Below are 18,911 nucleotides of genomic sequence, written 5' to 3'. Positions count from 1 at the left end.
TGGAATGTGTGACGGCCTTATCGCAAGCCGCGTGCCAACCCGGAGGGCGCGCTAAGTCCCTGTTTTCTCTACATCCTCTTCACGCCGCGCACCAACCGGATGCACTTTGAAGGTGCATCGACTGAAACTAGCACCTAAAGCGTGCAAATGCGATTCGCCTTATGCTTCGGCCTCCCCCACGTTGCGCCCTGTCCCATGTCCGAACTCCTGGCCGCGCTGCTGCTCGGCATCCTCGAAGGCCTCACCGAATTCCTGCCCATCTCCAGCACCGGGCACCTGCTGATCGCACAGCACTGGCTGCCGCGGCAGACCGATTTCTTCAACATCGTCATCCAGGCCGGCGCGATCATCGCGGTGGTGCTGGTGTTTCGGCAGCGGCTGGTGAGCCTGGCGCTGGGCTGGCGCGATCCGGTCCAGCGCGACTACATGTTCAAGCTCGGCACCGCCTTCCTGGTGACCGCGGTGGTGGGCCTGGCGGTGCGCAAGCTGGGCTGGGCGCTGCCCGAGACGGTGACCCCGGTGGCCTGGGCGCTGATCATCGGCGGCCTCTGGATGATCGTGGCCGAACGCCTAGCCGAGCGCCGCGGCGACAGCCCCAACGTGACCTGGACGGTGGCCGTGCTGGTCGGCCTGGCGCAGGTGGTGGCCGGCGTGTTTCCCGGCACCTCGCGCTCGGCCGCGGCGATCTTCATCGCGATGCTGGCCGGCACCAGCCGGCGCTCGTCGGCGACCGAATTCGCCTTCCTGGTCGGCATCCCGACCATGTTCGCCGCCAGCGGCTACACCTTCCTGGAGCTGGCCAAGGACGGACAGCTGGGCCAGGTCGACTGGACCGCGGTGGCGGTGGCCTTCCTGGCCGCGGCGGTGACCGGCTTCATCGTGGTGCGCTGGCTGCTGGGCTTCATCAAGTCCCACCGCTACACCGGCTTTGCGGTGTACCGCATCGTGCTGGGCGTGGCCCTGCTGCTGTTCCTGCCCAGCGGCGCCTGAGCGCGGCAACCGATGGAACGAAAAGCCCGCGCGATGCGCGGGCTTTTTTTGTTCTTGCCTGAGTGCATCACCCAGATCTGTTGATGACATGAGCGCTGAGGCTTGAGCTCACTTCGCCGACCAGCCTCGACCCGGCCGGGCACGGCTCCTCGGCTCGGTCCGCAATCCCTGGCGGACTCGCCGCCGCGGGCCATCCATGGCCCGCTCTCCGCGCGCCAGGCCGGGTCGAGGCTACGCGAGCGTGCAGATCAGGACTTCTTCCAACGAAGGCATTGCGCAAGCGCTGTGCCCCCTCCCTTTCGCCGTAGGCGAAGGGGAGGGCCGGGGTGGGGTGCTGTTGCTCTTCGCTTCTGTGGCTTGCCCGGGAAAGCCCCGACCCCTCCCCTGCGCTGCGCGCAAGGGAGGGGGCCTCAAGTCGATCATTTCCCGGCACTGATCGCGTTGTGCGCGTAGGCAAGTGTCTCGAGCGGCTGCGCAAACCGAAGCCCTACAACCTGACGCGCGAGGCAGCGGTCCGGCGGGCGGGGGCCGCGCCTAGCGAGGCAGGAAGCCGAGCGCCCGAATCAGGGCAGGATGCCCTGATTGAGGGACAAGCGGCCACCGCCCGCCGGACCGCTGCCCTGCCGAAGCCAAGAACGCCAGGCGCCGCGACCTGTCACTCGAGAGAAGAACATTCTTCGCAACAGACGCAGACAGCTCAGCCCGCCAGCTTGGGGTTGAGCGTGTAGGTGCCGACCCACTCGGCCTGTCCCAGCACATGGCCTTCGATCGCCTTCAGCACGTCCTGCCCGGTGAACGCGCCCTCCACCGGCACGCGCTCCAGGTCCAGCGCGTACAACCGGAAATGGTAGTGATGCAGGCGTGCATCGTTGTACGGCGGATAAGGCCCGTCGTAGCCGAAGTACTGCCCGGCCAGCTGCGCATTACCCTCGAAATAGCCGGTGTAGTCGTTCAGCCCCTGGCGCGCGCCGGACGGACCATCAGGCGTGCGCTTGCCGCCGGCAACGAAACCGTCGGCGCAGCTGCCCGCGGCCAGCGCCTGCACCTGGGCCGGGATGTCGACCATTACCCAGTGATAGAAGTCCTGCCGCGGCTGGTCGGCCGGCACCTCCATGTCATCGCGGTTGGTGGTCTCCGGCACCGTCGGCACGTCCGGATCGACCACGAGCAGCGCGAAACTGTGCGTGCCGGCCGGCGCCTGCTCCCAGGCCAGGTGCGGATTGCGGTCGGGCGCGAAGCCCTGGGCGTCGCCGCCGGCGAACTCGGCCGGGATCGGGGCGCCGTTGGCGAAACTGTCGCTATGGATGCGCATGGCAAGTCTCCGTATCGAAGGGAAGCTGGGAAGACGGCGCGCCGGGCGCGGCGCGGACGCTAGTCGCGGGTGAGCCGATCGGTCACCCAGCGCTCGCCGAACCCGTCGCAGTGCGCGTTCTCGATGAAGCCGCAATGGCCGCCCCAGCGCGCCACTTCCAGCGCCACGCTGGCCGGCAGCTGCCAGCGGGCGAAGTCGGCGAAGGGAATCACCGGATCGTCCTGGGCCATCAGGATGTGCGCCGGCACGGTCATCTCGGCCAGCCGGTTGCCGGCGATGGAATAGCCGTCCAGATAGTTCTCCAGCGTGCCGAAGTCGGTCTCGTGCTCGACCATCCAGCGGGTCAGCTCGCGCACGCTCAACGACAGCACCGTGTCGTCGTAGACATGGCGCTCGGGGAACAGCTGGCGCTTGATCTCCAGCGAATGGCGCCACTTGCGCTGGAAGTACCAGTGGTACAGCGGCAGGCCCTGCTCCATCCCGGTCAGCGTGGACTGCGGGTCCAGCACCGGGCACACCGCGGCCACGGCCTTGAGCGGCAGCCCGAACGCCGGCGCGCGCAGCGCCACCCGCAGCGCGAAGTTGCCGCCGAGCGAGTAACCGGCCGCGACCATCGGCCGCGACGGGAACCGCTGCGCCACGTCGCAGGCCGCGTGCAGCACCTCGGGCAGCAGGCAGGAGTGGAAGATGTCTTCGTTGAGGTGGTGGGTCTGGCCGTGGTCGCGGAAATTCAGCCGCACCACCTCATAGCCGGCCTCCAGCAGGCTGGCGGCGGTCATGCGCATGTAGCTGGATTCCGAACTGCCCTCCCAGCCGTGCAGCAGCAGCGCCAGGCCACGCACCTCCATGCCCGGCACGATGCTGTGCCAGCCCTGCAGGCGCACGCCGGCGCCGCCGTCGAAGATGTGCTCGGTGCTGACCGCGCCCATCGCCTGCAGCCGGCGCAGACCGCGCCGGCGGCGCAGGTCGCTCGAACTCAGGATCGACTGCAGATGCGCGTTGCGCAGCCAGCGCGGCGGCGCGTAGCTGCTGGCGCTGACCGGCGCCTGGCCCACGTCGGACTGCGCCGGCGCCAGGGAGGCGCCCATCAGGCCCGCGCGTGCGCCGAAGCCCAGCATGCTCAGGCCTCCATCGCCGCGACGATGCGCGCCCGGGCGGTGTCGGCGATCTGCCGACGGCCCTGGACCCTGGTCGGGGAAGATGGGTTCGAGGAAGCAGATCTCGGCCACGCGCGAAGGTTCGCCCAACAGGCGTAGAAAGTTCGCGAAGAAGCTCTCATGCGGGCCGAAGGCCACCACCCGCTGCGCATCGCCGCGCACGCCGTAGCGCAGGGCCACCGGCTGCACCGGCACGGCCGCCTCGACCGCCGGCTGGAAGATGCGCGCGTGGAACGGGCCGACCTCGCTGCCGTCGCGGGTACGGCCTTCCGGGAACACCGCCACCGGGCGGCCTTCCTTCAGCCGCTCCAGCATCGCCTCCATCACCCCGCCCAGCGACTCGGTGCTGCCGCGCTGGTGGAAGATCGTCTCCCCGCGCTGCGCCAGCCAGCCCACCACGGGCCAGCCGCGGATCTCCTGCTTGGCCACGAAGCCGACCATGCGCTGGCTGTGCACCATCTCGATGTCCACCCAGCTGACGTGGTTGGAGACGAACATCACCGCCCCCTGCAGCGGCGTGCCGCTGCGACGCAGGCGGAAACCGAAGATGCGCATCAGCGCGGCCGACCAGTGCTCGACGGAGAACTGCTTGACCGTGCGCCCGCGCAGCGGCAGGCCGGCCCACAGCGGCACCATGGCCAGCAGCAGCAGCGGCAGCATGACCAGCAGATGGATCACCAGCAGCGGCGTGCGGAGCAGATAGCGGAAGGCGCGGCCGGCACCGGGGGCAGCAGGCGCCAGAGAGGGGGACGGACTCATCCGGGCAAGATACCGGATGGGTCCGGGGCCGGCTACAACAGCCGGCCGGAAGCAGCGTTGCGCCGGGCCGGCGCGCCGCCCGCGCGGCCGATCAGGCCGCCGGCTTGGGCACCACCGCCAGGGTCAGGCGCGAGACGCACACCGGCTTGCCGCGCTCGTTCTCGATGCGGATGTCCCAGACCTGGGTGCTGCGGCCGATGTGGATCGCGCGCGCGGTGCCGGTGACGGTGCCGGCGCGCTCGCCGCGGATGTGGTTGGCGTTGATCTCCAGGCCGACCACGGCGTGCCGCTCGGGATCGAGCACGCTCAGGCCGCCGGCCAGGCTGCCCAGCGTCTCGGCCAGCACCACCGAGGCGCCGCCGTGCAGCAGGCCGAACGGCTGGTGGGTGTGCGCGGCCACGGGCATGGTGCCGCGCAGCCAGTCCGGGCCGGCCTCGGTGATGACGATGCCCAGGTGGCCGACCAGGTTGCCGGCCGACATGGCATTGAGCGCGTCGATATCGACGGGGACGCGGAAAGTCATGGCAGTGTCCTTCTAAAACGTGAAGCGTCAGAGGATCGGCACCAGGCCGGCGCCGAAGGCGATCAGGATGCGCGCGTACAGCCGCTTGGGCCCGATGCTCACCTCGGGGAAGTCGCCCACCGACTTGTAGCAGGCGTGGAACATCGGATCCTTGACCGGCAGCGGGCCCGGGCACTGTTCGCTGGGCACGAACTCGTAGCTGGTGGCATAGCGCCAGGGCCAGATGTCGAACACCGGCAACGCCGAGGACACCTTGTCCAGGCTGTAGTTGATGCCCGAGAACACGCCCGGCTTGGGCCGAGGCGCGATCACCCAGGAGTTCTCCGGCTCGATGTCGCGGCGGATGCTCTGCTCCAGCTGCTGGGCGAAGGCGCGGTTGGGGATCACCACCACCGCCTCGGTGTTGTAGTCGAGCGAGCGCGGGTCGAAGTTATGCGTGCCGATCACCGCGATGTCGTCGTCGATCACCATCGACTTGGCATGCAGGCCCATGCGCACGCCGGCGCGCTTGAGCGGCAGCGGGTCGCTGTGCGGACCCTTGCTCAGGAACGAGGGCCGGCCCTCGGCGCGCTGCAGGCGGCGGTCCACGCGGTTGCGTTCGCGCGCGCGGCGCGTGGCGCGATCCTGCTGCTCGTCGCGGTCCACCATGCCGAAGGGCCGGCTGCCGGGCATCGAGGTGCGGATGGCGGTGCTGCGCGGCACGTCCTGCTCGGGCATCGGTGCCGGTTCCTGCCCGGGCAGCGCCACCGGCGGCACCGGCAGCAGCGTGGCGACGTCCACCGGCGCATCGGCCGGGAACGGCTTGTATTCGTAGAGCTGGAAACCGAGCTCGCGCAAATACATGCGCTTGTACTTGGCCGACACCGAATACACGATCGGATTGTCGGTGGCGGCCAGGCTGTTGGTGGACACCACCACCGCCGGCGGCACCGGCCGCGTGCGCAGGCCCTTGAAGAAGCGCTTTGCCTGCTTGGACATGATCAGGTACGGCGTCTGCATCAGGATCTCGTCCTGCGCGCGGGTCAGCAGCGTGCCCAACTCCCAGTCCGAGGGCGCGGCGGTCTCGGGATCATCGGCGCGATGCTTGCGCGGGGTGTCGGCCACATAGCTGACCGTGCCCACTTCCAGCGCGCGGTCGACCAGGCGCTGCTGGATCACCTCCGGGTCGCTGGCGTCGGCGCCCATGTCGGCGACGCGGTCGGGGCGCTTGAACGCCTCCGGCGGCATCGGCGGCACGCCTTTCTCGAGCAGCGTACGGCCGACATCGCTGAGCCGCTCGGCCGGGATGCTGCGCGGCGCCTCCCAGAACTGGTCAAAGCTGCGCCCCATGTCCGCGCCTTCCGGGCCTGCGATCAGCACGTCGCGGTCGCGGAAGTTGTATTCCGAATCCCAGTCGTAATAGTCGTCCTGGTAGTTGCGCCCGCCGGTGATGCCGACCGCATCGTCCACCAACAGCAGCTTGGTATGCATGCGCTGGTTGAAGCGCCGGAAGCAGCACACCACGCTGGCCGCATAGTCCAGGTAGCCAGGCACGGCCTGGTTGAAGGTTGGGTTGTACAGGCGCAGGGCGAAGTTGCGGTGCGCGCCGGACAGCGCCGCCAGCATGTCCAGGTTCGGGATGGCGGTGAGCTGGTCGATCAGCACCCGCACCTGCACGCCGCGGCGCGCCGCGGCCAGCAGCTCGTCCAGCACCAGCCGCGCGCTGTCGTCGGTGTCGAAGATGTAGGTCTGCACGTCGATGCTGTGGCGCGCGGAGCGGATCAGGTTGAGCCGCGCCAGCAGCGAGTCCTCGCCGCGGTCCAGCAGCAGCGCGTAGTGGCGCGGCACCTTGGGCGTGGAATCGGCGCGCGCCTTGTCGGCCAGATCGCGCAGCGCTGAGGGCTCGGCGCAGGCGTTGGCGCCCTGGCAATCGATCACCTGCGAACGGGCGGCCTGGGCGATCTGCACCGCGCGTGCATGATCGGCCTGGGACAGGCTGGCGCAGCCGCTGCCCAGCAGGGACAGCAGCAGGGCGAAGGCCCCCAACAGCTTCCTCAAGGTTTGGGCTCCCGCTCCGATGCCTGCACGCGCGCGCGCAGCAGGAACTGCACCTTGTCGCTGAGCGCCAGCCGGAAGCCGTCCATGTCGTAGTCGCTGCGGCGCACCTCGCCGGACAGCACCACATCGCAGTCCACGCCAGGGCGCGCACAGGGCTCGGGCGTGACCGTGAGGGTCTCCGGGCGGCGGATGCCGCGGATCACCAGCTCACCCTCGAGCTGGCCGCCGCCTTTGAGCACCGCACTGTCATAGGGGTAGGACACGAACACCACTTCCGGCCATTTTTCCGCATCGAAGAACGCGCTGCCCCGCGCCCACTGCGCATAGCGCGTATGGTCGCCGATCTGCACGTCGGCCGTGTACATGTGCAGAGTCACCTGGTGTCGGCCGTCGGGCAGCACGTGCACCACCCCGTCGTAGCGCGGGAAGTTGCCTTCCAGCGTCTGCCCCCAGCGCGTGGACAGCGCGAAGCCCAGCCGCGTGTGCTGCTTGTCCAGCGGCATGGTGCGCGACTGCGCGGCGGCGGCGGTGCAGAGGGTCAGCCCGGCGCCGAGACAGAACCGGATCCAGGCCTTCGCCTTCACGGCCACCAGAACGCCGACAGGCTCGCCGCGCCCGGTTCGATCGGGCCGTCCTCGGCGAAGGTCAGCACGACCACCGAGCCGGTGGGCATGCCGCGATAGTCGCTGGTGCTGCCGCTGTGCAGCAGCGCCGCCAGCTGTTCCAGCCCGGGGTTGTGGCCCAGCAGCAGCAGGCGGTCGACATCGCGGTGCGCATCGGCCAGGCCGATCAGGGTGCCGGCGGTGGCCTCGTAGATGGCCTGTTCCAGGCGCTGTTCGACGTAGCCGGTGGTGGCCAGGACCGCTTCGAGCGTCTCGCGGGTGCGGCGCGCGGGCGAGCACAGCACGCGGTCGGGGATCAGCCGCTGATCCTTGATCCAGCGGCCGGCCGCCTCGGCCTCGGCCTGGCCGTGCGGGGCCAGCGGGCGGTCGAAATCGGACTGGCCGGGCAGGGCGGGCTCGGCATGGGCATGGCGCAGGAGGATGAGTTCACGCATGGGTCGACCTTATCGGGGGCTGCGTGATCAGACCGCATCCAGCCAGGCGAGCAGCGGCTGCCAGTCCTGCTGGTGATCGCGCACCTGCAGGGAGTGGTAATCGAACAGGCTGCGCCCCAGCCCGGCCATGACCACATAGGCCTGGGTATCGCGCAGGGTGGCGACCACCGGATACGGCCATTCCCCCATCATCTCCAGCGCCTGCTGGGCGGTGTGGGTCCAGGGCTTGGCGCGGTTGAGGACCAGGCCCACCGGCAGCTTGCGCTTGTGCACGCGCGGGACCTTGGACAGCGAGTTGAGGAAGCCGACGGTGGCCTCGATGTCCAGGCCCGAAGGCAGCACCGGCACCACCACCGCATCGGCGGCGTCCAGCAGCGCTTCCAGTTCATCGGCCATGGCGCCGGCGCGGCCGTCGGCGATCACGGTCTGGGTGTCGGCCGGCAGCCTGGACGCCCACTTCTTGCCGGTGCCGCTGAGCGGCAGCACGGCGCTGGGGAGCTCGGCGCGGCGCTGGGCCCAGCGCGTGGCCGATTCCTGGGGATCGGCGTCCACCAGGACCGTGCGCTGGCCCTGCAGGGCGTAATACGCGGCCAGGTTGGTGGCCACCGTGGTCTTGCCCGCACCGCCCTTGGAACTGGCGACCAGGATGGTCTTCATGCGCTCACGCCTTCGCACTCGTCCGGGAAGCCGGAGCGTACACCGTCGGCCGTGAAAGCCACCAGCCGGCCTCCGGCCCGTGGCGAGGGTTGGCTCTGCTATGTTCGCTCGCCCCGCAAGGAGTGCCCATGAGCGAGCTGAAGGACCTGACCGCGCTGATCCGCGCCGGAACGCCGCTGATCGTCATCGAGACCCAGGACGAGGCGCGGGTGGTGGACCTGTTCCGCCAGTCCCTGGCCCAGGTCTGGCGCGCGCTCTATCGCTGGTCGGCCACCGAGGGCCTGCGCCGGCTGGACATGGACCGCGAGGATGCGGCCGAAGGCGCGCCCGAGGCCGGTGCGGCCCTGCAGGCGATCAAGGCGGCCGAGCAGCGCGGCGTCTACCTGCTGCTCGACTTCGCCCCGTATCTGGAATACGCCGGCCACCAGCGCCAGCTGCGCGACATCGTCCAGCGCCGCCATTGCCAGCCGCACGTGGTGGTGCTGGTCGGCGCCCGGGTCGAGCTGCCGGAAACGCTCGAGCCGCTGGCGGTGCGCTTCAGCCCGCGCCTGCCCGCCGCGGCCGCGCTGCTGAAGATGCTGCGCGAGGAAGTGGCCGCCTACCCGGCCGAGAACGGCGGGCGGCGGGTCGAGGTGGACACCGCCGCGGCCCAGCAGATCATCCGCAACCTGGCCGGGCTGGACCTGGTCGACGCGCGGCGCATCGCGCGCCACCTGATCTACGACGACGGCGTGCTCGGCCCCGGCGATCTGCCGCAGCTGGCCAGGCTGAAGTTCGAGCTGCTCGGCCGCGGCGGCCAGCTGCAGTACGAATACGACGGCACGCGGCTGGACGAGGTGGCCGGCGCCGACCGGCTCAAGCGCTGGATCGCCCAGCGCCGCAGCGTGTTCGCCTCCACCACGCCGCCGCCGGGCCTGGACCCGCCGCGCGGCATGCTGCTGCTGGGGGTGCAGGGCTGCGGCAAGTCGATGCTGGCCAAGGCCACCGCGGCCGGGTTCGGCGTGCCGCTGCTGCGCCTGGACATGGGCGCGCTGTACGACAAGTACCACGGCGAGACGGAGAAGAACCTGCGCAAGGCGCTGGCTGCGGCCGAGCAGCTGGCGCCGTGCGTGCTGTGGATCGACGAGATCGAGAAGGGCCTGGCCAGCAGCGGGAGCGGCGAGGATGGCGGCGTGTCCCGGCGCGTGCTCGGCAGCCTGCTGATCTGGATGGCCGAGCGCAGCGCGCCGGTGTTCGTCGTGGCCACCGCCAACCAGGTCCACGAACTGCCGCCGGAGCTGCTGCGCAAGGGACGCTTCGACGAGATCTTCTTCGTCGACCTGCCCGACGCCGACACGCGGGTCGAGCTGCTGCGGCTGCATCTGGGCCGACGCAGGCTGGTGGCCGAGGACTTCGCCCTGCCTGCGCTGGCCGCGGCCAGCGACGGCTTCTCCGGCGCCGAGATCGAGCAGGCCATCGTCTCGGGCCTGTACACCGCACACGCCGAGGGCCGCGCCCTGGACACCGACGGCCTGATGCGCGAGATCCGCACCACCCGCCCGCTCTCGGTGCTGATGGCCGAGCAGGTCCAGGCGCTGCGCGACTGGGCCCGCGGCCGCACCGTGCCGGCACACTGAGGCGCGGGTGCGCGACGGCGGCCAGGCGCGCCGCTGGGCCCAGGTGGGGTGAACCGCGTCGAAGACGCTACCAATCCTCACTCATTTCCCTGTAATTTCAAATACTTGTCGCTTGTCGCAAGGGCCGCGCTGCCGTAGGCTCAGGGGTCTCACGGATCCCGACGGAACGGCCCCGTAGTCCATGGAACACTCCCTTCCCCACCCCCAGACCTGCGAGGAGGCCACGCCCTCGCAGGTGGCCGCCGAGCTGATCGCGCGGCATCAGCAGGCCGACGGCCGCGTCGCCGTGCTCGATCTGGCGCGCCAGGTGCCCGCCACCGCGCGCGCCAGCCACATCGAAGTGCAGGTGCTGGCGCAGGAAGTCGCCGTGCGCCTGCCCATCCCCGTCGCGCGCAAGCTGCTGTCCGGCTTCCCGCCCTTCAGCCTGGTTCCGCGCGCGCCGTGGCAGCGCAAGAGCCTGCTGTACCGCGCGCTGGACACGCTGGCGCCACTGCGCTGGGTGCGCTATCGGCTGGGCCGCTCGCGCTATGCCTGGGTGCGCCAGCGCGCGGCGCATCGCCAGGGCCTGGAGGCGTTCACCGTGGTCGAACGCGCCACCGACGCGGCCGTGGCCCGCTTCGCGCGCGTGGTCGACCTGCATTGCTTTGCCGACCTGTTCGGCCGCGACGGCGATTTCCGCGACACGGTGGTCGCGCTGGTGTGCGAGCACGCCGCGCCCGAGCTGCGCGATCCCTCCGGGGCCGAGCAGCGCCTGAACATGGCCGCCCTGCTCGACCTGACCGCCTGGCATCAGGGACAGCGCGGCGACGCCGCCACCCAACTGGGTGCCGAACTGGTGATGCTGGCCATCCCGGCCTCGGTGTTCGAGCGGGTCACGGCGGCGATCCGCCAGTGCATGTCCCAGCGCACACCCGCCGTCCCGACGCAGGCGCAACCTCAGGAGATGGCGGCCGCCTGAAGAACGGCGGCGTGGAGGGCGCTACTGCGCCCTCGCCGCTGTCGCCCTGGTCGAGGTCCAGCCCGCGGGCGGAGTGAGCGGCCGGTGGTTGGCTTCCAGCAGGCGCTGCAAAGCGATGATCTCGCCGTCGCGCAGCTCCCAGTCGAGATAGGTGTCCATCGGGACCTCGCCCGTCGACGATGACCGGAGGCGGGACGCTTCAGCCAGGAGCCATTGCAACTGCCGCCGCTCCTCGCGCCAGCGCAGTTCCTGCGGGGTGTCCGCCGTCAGGCGCGTCATCAGGGCGGTGCCGATCATGCGGGTGATCAGGTCGCTGCCATCGCGCGCCATCAGCGCGAACACCGACTTGCAATCGTCCCAGCGTTCGCGGTCGTCGTGGGTGTGCGTTTCATCGCAGTAGCGGGTGACCACGCCCAGACTGGGGATCGGCCGCGTCGCCAGCATGGTCAGCACGTTGAACCTGGGCCAGTCCGCCAGTTGCGAGCCATCGGGTATACCGGTCTGCGCCGCGAGCGCCTGGCGCAGCGATGCATCCATCGGCGGCACCGGCATGCCGGAGACCGCGTTGGCCAACAGACCGCCGAACTCGATCTGCATCGCGTCGTAGCGCGTCGCCTGCGTGGCCGCGCGCCAGGCCCTGGCCGCTGCCTTGGCATCGCCGCGCTGCTGGGCCTCGATGAAGGTGAGCAGCTGCACGAACAGGTTGTCGCCTTCCTCGCGCTGCAGGAACGCCAGCGCGCCGGCCGCGTCGCATTGCACGTTGGCCCCGGGGCATCCCATCGCCTCGAAGCGTGCGACCAGCGCATCGCGCGGCCGCGCGTCGAGCGCGGCCTGCATCCAGACACCGGGCTCGTCGATCCCGGCGACAGGCGGCTTGCCCGTGCCTTGCCGTGCGTCGGCCTCGTCGCGGGGCCACAGCACGGCGGCGGCATAGAGATCGCGCGCCTGGCCGCTGGAGGCCACGCCGCGCAGGTGCAGCTGCAGGGCCTGGTCGTACTGCGCCTGCCAGGCCTTGAAGCGCTGCTCGAACGCGGTCTGGTCGGCCGCGGCCTGCGCCTGCGCACGGACCGGGAGCACCTGAAAGGCCAGCAGCAGAACGGCGGCGAAAGCAAAGCGGCGCATGTCGGTTCGTCCCTGAAAACCCGACCTTGAGGATGACACGCCTCAAGGCGCCAGGTGCGGCAACAGCCAGGACAGCAAAGGCAGCGTGGCCAGCGACAGGACGATGGAGTAACCGGTCAGCGCCGCGCACAGGCGCGGGGCCAGGTTGTGCGAGATGGCCAGCGCGGCGGCGGTGATCATGGTCGGCATGGCCGACTCGAGCACGTTGACCTGGAACAGCTGGCCACGCAGACCGAAGGCGTAGGACAGTGGAATGGCCAGCGCCGGCATCACCAGCAGGCGCAGCGCCAGGCCCACGGCCAGCGGCTTGAGTTCATGGCGCGGCAGCCGCAGCTGGATCGACAGGCCGACCGAGAGCATCACCAGCGGCAGCATCGCATCGGCCAGGCGCTGCAGGCCGCTGGCGATCCAGGCCGGCGGCGCGGCGGGCATCAGCGTGACGGCGAACACCAGCGCCCACAGCGGCGGGAACTTCACCACCCGCAGGACGAGCTGCCTGGCCCCCGGCGGCGTCTCGCCCGAGTAGCGCGCCAGGATCACGATGCCGAGCGTGGACAGCATCAGGAAGGTGCCGAACTGGTCGTACACCACCGCATAGGGCAGCGCATGGTCGCCCAGCAGCGCCCGCACCATCGGATAGCCGATGAAGCTGGAATTGGAGAAGCCCACGCAGATCAGCAGCGCGGCCTGTTCGCTGCGCGCCAGCTTCAAGGCGCGTCCGGCGATAGCGACCAGCCCGTACACCGCGCCCATCAGGATCCACGGCGTCAGCATCAGGCCCAGCAGCGAAGGATCCAGGTGCAGGCGCGGCACGAAGGTCAGCACCGCCGCCGGCAGGCAGACGTAGAGCACCACCAGATTGAGCACATGCGCCGCCCCTTCCGGGAACAGGCGCAGCCGCGCGAACAGCAGCCCCAGGGCCAGCATGGCCAGGATCAGGGCGAAGGCATCGAAGGCCATGCGTTTCCTTGCGCGGACAGGCGCGAGAGCGTGGATCGGGCGCATTGTCGCAACGCGCCTGCCGCAACGCCAAATGAGGCCGGCACCGAGGCGGTTGTAGACTGCCGCCGCGCCAGGCCCATCGCCACGCGCACGCCACGCCGCTTTCCACCGGGCCAGCCCATGACCAGCACCGCAGAACTCACCTCGCCCTCGTCCGCCGACACGCCGGCGCTGGCCACGCTGGATACCGACTACACCCTGGAGCACAAGTACACGCGCACCGACGGGCGCATCTACCTGTCCGGCGTGCAGGCGCTGGTGCGGCTGCCGCTGATGCAGCGCCTGCGCGACGACGCGGCCGGCCTGAACACCGCCGGCTTCGTCAGCGGCTATCGCGGCAGCCCGCTGGGCGGCTTCGACCTGGAGCTGTGGCGCGCGCGCCGGCACCTGGACGCGGCCAAGGTGAAGTTCCAGCCCGGCCTCAACGAGGACCTGGCCGCCACCATGCTGTGGGGCACGCAGCAGACCAAGCTGTTCCCGGGCGCCACCGTCGCGGGCGTGTACGGCATGTGGTACGGCAAGGGCCCGGGCGTGGACCGCAGCGGCGATGTGTTCAAGCACGCCAACGCGGCGGGCACCTCGCCGCTGGGCGGCGTGCTGGCGCTGGCCGCCGACGACCACGCCTGCCGCAGCTCGACCCTGCCGCACGGCAGCGAGGAAGAGTTCGTCAGCGCGATGATGCCGGTGCTCAACCCGGCCGGCGTGCAGGACATCCTCGACCTGGGCCTGGTCGGCTGGGCGATGAGCCGCTACACCGGGCGCTGGATCGGCTTCAAGACCATCGCCGAGACCGTGGAGTCCTCGGCCTCGGTGGACGTGGATCCGTTCGCGCTGCGGATCGTGCTGCCGGAAGACTTCACCATGCCGGCCGGCGGGCTGAGCATCCGCTGGCCCGATCCGCCGCTGGACCAGGAGATGCGCCTGCATCGCTACGCGGTGGCCGCCGCGCAGGCCTTCGCTCGCGCCAACCAGATCGACCGGGTGGTGCTGGACTCGCCGCGCGCGCGGCTGGGCATCGTCACCACCGGCAAGAGCTACCTGGACGTGCTGCAGGCGCTGGAGTACCTGGGCCTGGACGAGGCGGCCTGCCGCGACATCGGCATCCGCGTCTACAAGGTCGGCATGAGCTGGCCGCTGGAGCCGATCGGCATCACCGCCTTCGCGCGCGGGCTGGAGGACATCGTCGTGGTGGAGGAGAAGAAGGCCTTCATCGAGCGGCAGATGAAGGAGCTGTTCTACAACTGGCCGGCCAGCGCCGGCGCGCGCCCCAGCATCGTGGGCAAGTACGACGAGGCCGGCGCCTGGATCCTGCCCTCCACCGGCGAGCTGACCCCGGCCACCATCGCCGGCGTGATCGGCGCGCGCATCCTGCGCTTCGCCAGGACCGAATCGATCGAACAGCGCCTGCGCTGGATGGAGGCCAAGGAAGCCGAGATGGCCCTGCCGCGCGCCAGCTTCCCGCGCGTGCCGCACTACTGCAGCGGCTGCCCGCACAACACCTCCACCGTCGTGCCAGAGGGCGCGCGCGCGATGGGCGGCATCGGCTGCCACTACATGGTCACCTGGATGGACCGCAGCACCGACACCTTCACCCACATGGGCGGCGAAGGCGTCACCTGGTCGGGGCAGGCGCCGTTCACCGCGACCGAGCATGTGTTCCAAAACCTGGGCGACGGCACCTACTTCCACAGCGGCTCGCTGGCCATCCGCCAGTCGATCGCCACCGGCGTCAACATCACCTACAAGATCCTCTACAACGACGCGGTCGCCATGACCGGCGGCCAGCCCGTCGATGGTCCGCTGAGCGTGCCGGACATCGCCGCGCAGATGCGCGCCGAGGGTGTGCAGACCCTCGTGCTGGTGTCCGACGAGATCGCCAAGTGGTCGCGACGGCGCGACCTGTTCCCGCCGGACACCGAATTCCACGACCGCGCCGAGCTGGACAGCGTGCAGGCGCGCCTGCGCCAGGTGCGCGGCGTGTCGGTGCTGATCTATGAGCAGACCTGCGCCACCGAGAAGCGCCGCCGCCGCAAGCGCGGCAAGCTCGTCGATCCGCCCAAGCGGGTGATGATCAATTCGCTGGTGTGCGAGGGCTGCGGCGACTGCGGTCAGAAGAGCTTCTGCGTGTCGGTGCTGCCCAAGGAAACCGAGTTCGGCCGCAAGCGCGCCATCGACCAGTCCAACTGCAACAAGGACTATTCCTGCGTGTCGGGCTTCTGCCCCAGCTTCGTCACCGTGCACGGCGGCCGGCCGCGCAAGGGCCAGCGCAGCGAGGCCTCCGCGCTGCTCGAGGCGCTGCCGGCGCCGGCGTTCAAATCCGACCTGGGCGAGCCCTGGAACATCCTGATCACCGGCGTCGGCGGCACCGGCGTGGTGACCATAGGCGCGCTGCTGGGCATGGCCGGGCACCTGGAGGGCAAGGGCGCCAGCGTGCTCGACCAGACCGGGCTGGCGCAGAAGGGCGGCGCGGTCACCACCCATGTGCGCCTGGCGCGCCGGCCTGCGGACCTGCACGCCGTGCGCATCGCCGCCGGCGAGGCCGACCTGGTGCTGGGCTGCGACATGGTGGTGGTCAACGACTACTGGGTGCTGTCCAAGGTGCGCGGCGAACGCGCGCAGGTGGTGCTCAACACCTATGAGGCCATGCCCGGCACCTTCACCACGCATCCGGACATGCAGTTCCCCGCGGCCGAGATCATCGCCGGGGTCAACGTCGCCCTGGGCGGACGCGACCCGCTGCTGCTCGATGCCACCCAGCTGGCCACCGCGCTGCTGGGCGATGCCATCGCCACCAATCTGTTCATGCTGGGCTATGCCTGGCAGCAGGGGCTGGTGCCGATCGCGTTCGAGGCGCTGATGCGCGCCATCGAGCTCAACGGCGCGGCCATCGAGATGAACAAGAGCGCCTTCGCCTGGGGCCGCCTGGCCGCGGTCGATCTGCCCGCCGTGCAGCAGGCCGCCGGCCTGGTGCGCAACACCGAGACCCGCGAGGAGCACGTGCCGCGCAACCTGCGCGTGCTGCCGCCGGGCGACTGGGAGGGCACCGAGTGGGGCGCCACCAGCGCGCCGCGCAATCCCGACAACGCGCGCAGCGTGCGCGGCCTGCCCGACACCGCCGCGGCCACGGCCGACGGTGTGGTGCTGCTGCCGCTGGACGACGCGCGCCTGTCGCGCACCCTGGACGAGGCCATCGCGCGCCGCAGCGCCTTCCTCATCGACTATCAGGACGCCGCCTACGCGGCGCGCTATGCCGACTTCGTCTCCCGGGTGCGCGAGGCCGAGAGCGCCCGGGCGCCCGGCTCGACAGCGCTGACCGAGGCGGTGGCGCGCTATCTGTTCAAGCTGATGGCCTACAAGGACGAGTACGAGGTCGCGCGGCTGTACACCAGCGGGGAATTCAAGCGTCAGCTCGAACAGCAGTTCGAAGGCGACTACACCCTGCAGTTCCACCTGGCCCCGCCGCTGCTGGCCAAGCGCAACGCCAGGGGCGAGCTGGTCAAGCGCGCCTACGGGCCGTGGATGCTGCGCGCGTTCGGCGTGCTGACCCGGCTGAAGTTCCTGCGCGGCGGCGTGTTCGACGTGTTCGGCCGCACCGCCGAGCGGCGCACGGAGCGCCAGCTGATCGAGGACTACCGCCGCACGGTGGCCAGCCTGCTGGACACGCTCGACGCCGAGCGCCTGCCGCTGGCCGTGCGCATCGCCAGCCTGCCCGAGCAGATTCGCGGCTATGGCCACATCAAGGAGCGCCACCTGCACGCAGCCCGGGCGCAGGAGGCGCAGCTGCTGGCCCAGTGGCGCAACCCGAAGGCCATCCCGATCGTGCAGGCGGCCTGAGGGTCTTCTACTCCGGTGGAAGCCACGGTCTCCCCAGATCCCTTGTAGAGCGGAGCTTGCTCCGCTGCCCTTCGTTCGGTCGTGGGGAAGGCCCCAGCGGAGCGAGCTCCGCTCTACAGGCGCGGGCCGCCATGGTGGCTCCCACGGAAGCAAAAGATGCTGCGGCGGCCAATGCTTCCAACCGCAACCAAGCCCCAGCAAACCTAACGCGCGCTGTAGCATGGCGGCCCTATGACCGCACCGCTCAAGCCTGCCGATTACCTCAGGAAAATCCTCACCGCGCGCGTCTACGACGTGGCCGTCGAGACACCGCTGGAGCCGGCGCGCATTCTCAGCCAGCGGCTGCACAACAAGGTGCTGCTCAAGCGCGAGGATCAGCAGCCGGTCTTCAGCTTCAAGCTGCGCGGCGCCTACAACAAGATGGCGCATCTGAGTCCCGAACAGCTGCAGCGCGGGGTGATCTGCGCCTCGGCCGGCAACCATGCTCAGGGCGTGGCGCTGGGCGCGCACCGGCTGGGCACGCGCGCGGTGATCGTGATGCCGGTGACCACGCCGCGGCTGAAGATCGACGCGGTCAAGGCGCTGGGCGGCGAGGTGGTGCTGCATGGCGACAGCTATTCGGATGCCTATACCCATGCGGTGACGCTGGAACAGCAGCAGGGCCTGACCTTCGTCCACCCCTTCGACGACCCAGACGTGATCGCCGGCCAGGGCACCATCGCCATGGAGCTGCTGCGCCAGCATCCCGGTCCGCTGGATGCGGTGTTCGTGGCGGTCGGCGGCGGCGGGCTGATCTCGGGCGTGGCCAACTACATCAAGGCCCTGCGCCCGGAGATCAAGGTGATCGGCGTGCAGATGGCCGACTCCGATGCGATGGTCCGCTCGGTCAAGGCGCGCAAGCGCGTGGCGCTGACCGAGGTCGGCCTGTTCGCCGACGGCACGGCGGTCAAGCAGGTCGGCCGGGAAACCTTCCGCATCGCCCGCGGCCTGGTGGACGCGTTCGTCGTGGTCGACACCGACGCGGTCTGCGCGGCGATCAAGGACGTCTTCGTCGACACGCGCGGCATCGTCGAGCCCTCCGGCGCGATGGCGGTGGCGGCGATCAAGCAATACGTGGCCACGCACAAGACCAAGGGCGCCACCTACGCGGCGATCCTGTGCGGGGCCAACATGAACTTCGACCGCCTGCGCTTCGTCGCCGAGCGCGCCGAGGTCGGCGAGGAGCGCGAGGCGCTGTTCGCGGTCACCATCCCGGAGGAGCGCGGCAGCTTCCTGCGCTTCTGCGAACTGGTCGACCAGCTGCCGGGCGGGCCGCGCAACGTCACCGAATTCAACTACCGCATCAGCGACGCGGCGCAGGCGCATGTGTTCGTCGGCCTGACCACGCACGGCAAGGGCGAGTCGTCGAAGATCGCGGCCAACTTCCAGCGCCACGGCTTCGCCACGCTGGACCTGACCTTCGACGAGCTGGCCAAGGAACACGTGCGGCACATGGTGGGCGGGCACTCGACGCTGGCCCAGGACGAGCGGTTGCTGCGCTTCGTGTTCCCCGAGCGGCCCGGTGCGCTGCTCAAGTTCCTGACCCTGCTCAAGCCGAGCTGGAACATCAGCCTGTTCCACTACCGCAACCAGGGCGCCGACTACGCGCGCACCCTGGTCGGCCTGCAGGTGCCGGCCAAGGACAACGCCGCCTTCGCCCGCTTCCTGGACACGCTGGGCTACCCCTGCGTGGAAGAGACCGACAACCCGGTGTACCGGCTGTTCCTGCGCAAGTAGCGCCCCTGCCTCTCCCCGTTGCGCGCAGCGCGGGTGGAGGTTGGGAGGGGTGCTGTTGCCGTTGGCACAGGCACGAGCAACGGCAACGGCAACAGCTAACCCCACCCCAGC

14 protein-coding genes and 1 pseudogene are annotated in these 18,911 nt (G+C 70.2%); 5 read left to right on the top strand and 10 right to left on the bottom strand.

Annotated elements, in window-relative coordinates:
• Positions 1–195 precede the first annotated feature (195 nt).
• Entirely contained in the window at positions 196–990 is a 795-nt protein-coding gene (locus tag ACFJIT_RS17580; RefSeq protein WP_379654442.1) for an undecaprenyl-diphosphate phosphatase, read from the top strand.
• A 697-nt stretch (positions 991–1,687) separates the two neighbouring features.
• Here the strand turns inward: ACFJIT_RS17580 and ACFJIT_RS17575 are convergent.
• The 8 genes and pseudogenes from ACFJIT_RS17575 to ACFJIT_RS17540 all read right to left on the bottom strand — a co-directional run bounded on the left by ACFJIT_RS17575 (position 1,688) and on the right by ACFJIT_RS17540 (position 8,492).
• Positions 1,688–2,302 carry a YbhB/YbcL family Raf kinase inhibitor-like protein gene (locus ACFJIT_RS17575; RefSeq protein ID WP_379654441.1) on the bottom strand — a complete coding sequence of 205 codons (615 nt, stop codon included), beginning with the start codon at positions 2,300–2,302 and terminating at the stop codon, positions 1,688–1,690.
• A gap of 59 nt (positions 2,303–2,361) precedes the next feature.
• The gene (locus ACFJIT_RS17570) at positions 2,362–3,390 is read right to left on the bottom strand and encodes a YheT family hydrolase (RefSeq protein ID WP_130520892.1); all 1,029 of its coding nucleotides are present in this window, start codon (positions 3,388–3,390) and stop codon (positions 2,362–2,364) included.
• A 32-nt stretch (positions 3,391–3,422) separates the two neighbouring features.
• A pseudogene (locus ACFJIT_RS17565) lies at positions 3,423–4,218 on the bottom strand (lysophospholipid acyltransferase family protein).
• A 91-nt stretch (positions 4,219–4,309) separates the two neighbouring features.
• Positions 4,310–4,741 (bottom strand): hotdog fold thioesterase, encoded by a 432-nt coding sequence (locus tag ACFJIT_RS17560; protein WP_130520809.1) that lies wholly within the window; start codon positions 4,739–4,741, stop codon positions 4,310–4,312.
• A 27-nt stretch (positions 4,742–4,768) separates the two neighbouring features.
• Positions 4,769–6,778, bottom strand: coding sequence for a phospholipase D family protein (locus tag ACFJIT_RS17555; protein ID WP_379654440.1), 2,010 nt, complete (start codon positions 6,776–6,778; stop codon positions 4,769–4,771).
• The gene (locus tag ACFJIT_RS17550; RefSeq protein WP_379654439.1) at positions 6,775–7,368 is read right to left on the bottom strand and encodes a YceI family protein; all 594 of its coding nucleotides are present in this window, start codon (positions 7,366–7,368) and stop codon (positions 6,775–6,777) included. The genes ACFJIT_RS17555 and ACFJIT_RS17550 overlap by 4 nt, the downstream gene beginning before the upstream one ends.
• Positions 7,359–7,835: a histidine phosphatase family protein gene (locus tag ACFJIT_RS17545; RefSeq protein ID WP_130520807.1), complete on the bottom strand. Its 477-nt coding sequence runs from the start codon at positions 7,833–7,835 to the stop codon at positions 7,359–7,361. Before ACFJIT_RS17545 ends, ACFJIT_RS17550 begins: the two co-directional genes overlap by 10 nt.
• Positions 7,836–7,862: 27 nt before the next feature.
• On the bottom strand, positions 7,863–8,492 hold the full coding sequence (locus ACFJIT_RS17540) for a ParA family protein (protein WP_130520805.1): 630 nt from the start codon (positions 8,490–8,492) through the stop codon (positions 7,863–7,865).
• Positions 8,493–8,620: 128 nt separating this feature from the next.
• Between ACFJIT_RS17540 and ACFJIT_RS17535 the strand changes: the two genes are divergently transcribed.
• On the top strand, positions 8,621–10,108 hold the full coding sequence (locus ACFJIT_RS17535; RefSeq protein WP_379654438.1) for an AAA family ATPase: 1,488 nt from the start codon (positions 8,621–8,623) through the stop codon (positions 10,106–10,108).
• A gap of 181 nt (positions 10,109–10,289) precedes the next feature.
• Entirely contained in the window at positions 10,290–11,066 is a 777-nt protein-coding gene (locus ACFJIT_RS17530) for a hypothetical protein (RefSeq protein ID WP_379654437.1), read from the top strand.
• 21 nt (positions 11,067–11,087) lie between these two features.
• On the opposite strand, the gene ACFJIT_RS17525 is transcribed toward ACFJIT_RS17530, so the two are convergent.
• Together ACFJIT_RS17525 and ACFJIT_RS17520 are read right to left on the bottom strand one after the other, a co-directional pair.
• On the bottom strand, positions 11,088–12,188 hold the full coding sequence (locus ACFJIT_RS17525) for a hypothetical protein (RefSeq protein ID WP_379654436.1): 1,101 nt from the start codon (positions 12,186–12,188) through the stop codon (positions 11,088–11,090).
• 42 nt (positions 12,189–12,230) lie between these two features.
• Entirely contained in the window at positions 12,231–13,148 is a 918-nt protein-coding gene (locus ACFJIT_RS17520; protein ID WP_379654435.1) for an AEC family transporter, read from the bottom strand.
• A gap of 162 nt (positions 13,149–13,310) precedes the next feature.
• Here ACFJIT_RS17520 and ACFJIT_RS17515 point away from each other — a divergent pair, with 162 nt between their 5' ends.
• Together ACFJIT_RS17515 and ilvA are read left to right on the top strand one after the other, a co-directional pair.
• On the top strand, positions 13,311–17,024 hold the full coding sequence (locus ACFJIT_RS17515) for an indolepyruvate ferredoxin oxidoreductase family protein (protein WP_379654434.1): 3,714 nt from the start codon (positions 13,311–13,313) through the stop codon (positions 17,022–17,024).
• Positions 17,025–17,255: 231 nt separating this feature from the next.
• Entirely contained in the window at positions 17,256–18,800 is a 1,545-nt protein-coding gene (gene ilvA, locus ACFJIT_RS17510; protein ID WP_130524608.1) for a threonine ammonia-lyase, biosynthetic, read from the top strand.
• The last annotated feature ends 111 nt before the right edge of the window (positions 18,801–18,911 follow it).

It is taken from the genome of Pseudoxanthomonas sp. UC19_8 (genome assembly GCF_042700505.1).
Classification (GTDB): domain Bacteria; phylum Pseudomonadota; class Gammaproteobacteria; order Xanthomonadales; family Xanthomonadaceae; genus Pseudoxanthomonas_A; species Pseudoxanthomonas_A winnipegensis.
This window is presented reverse-complemented; position numbering and strand designations above follow the sequence as displayed.

Excerpts from the sequence above, each read along its gene's own strand:
- ACFJIT_RS17580 (WP_379654442.1), top strand. The coding sequence starts at position 196 with ATGTCCGAACTCCTGGCCGCGCTGCTGCTCGGCATCCTCGAAGGCCTC.
- ACFJIT_RS17575 (WP_379654441.1), bottom strand. The coding sequence starts at position 2,302 with ATGCGCATCCATAGCGACAGTTTCGCCAACGGCGCCCCGATCCCGGCC.
- ACFJIT_RS17570 (WP_130520892.1), bottom strand. The coding sequence starts at position 3,390 with ATGGGCGCCTCCCTGGCGCCGGCGCAGTCCGACGTGGGCCAGGCGCCG.
- ACFJIT_RS17560 (WP_130520809.1), bottom strand. The coding sequence starts at position 4,741 with ATGACTTTCCGCGTCCCCGTCGATATCGACGCGCTCAATGCCATGTCG.
- ACFJIT_RS17545 (WP_130520807.1), bottom strand. The coding sequence starts at position 7,835 with ATGCGTGAACTCATCCTCCTGCGCCATGCCCATGCCGAGCCCGCCCTG.
- ACFJIT_RS17540 (WP_130520805.1), bottom strand. The coding sequence starts at position 8,492 with ATGAAGACCATCCTGGTCGCCAGTTCCAAGGGCGGTGCGGGCAAGACC.
- ACFJIT_RS17535 (WP_379654438.1), top strand. The coding sequence starts at position 8,621 with ATGAGCGAGCTGAAGGACCTGACCGCGCTGATCCGCGCCGGAACGCCG.
- ACFJIT_RS17530 (WP_379654437.1), top strand. The coding sequence starts at position 10,290 with ATGGAACACTCCCTTCCCCACCCCCAGACCTGCGAGGAGGCCACGCCC.
- ACFJIT_RS17525 (WP_379654436.1), bottom strand. The coding sequence starts at position 12,188 with ATGCGCCGCTTTGCTTTCGCCGCCGTTCTGCTGCTGGCCTTTCAGGTG.
- ACFJIT_RS17520 (WP_379654435.1), bottom strand. The coding sequence starts at position 13,148 with ATGGCCTTCGATGCCTTCGCCCTGATCCTGGCCATGCTGGCCCTGGGG.
- ACFJIT_RS17515 (WP_379654434.1), top strand. The coding sequence starts at position 13,311 with ATGACCAGCACCGCAGAACTCACCTCGCCCTCGTCCGCCGACACGCCG.
- ilvA (WP_130524608.1), top strand. The coding sequence starts at position 17,256 with ATGACCGCACCGCTCAAGCCTGCCGATTACCTCAGGAAAATCCTCACC.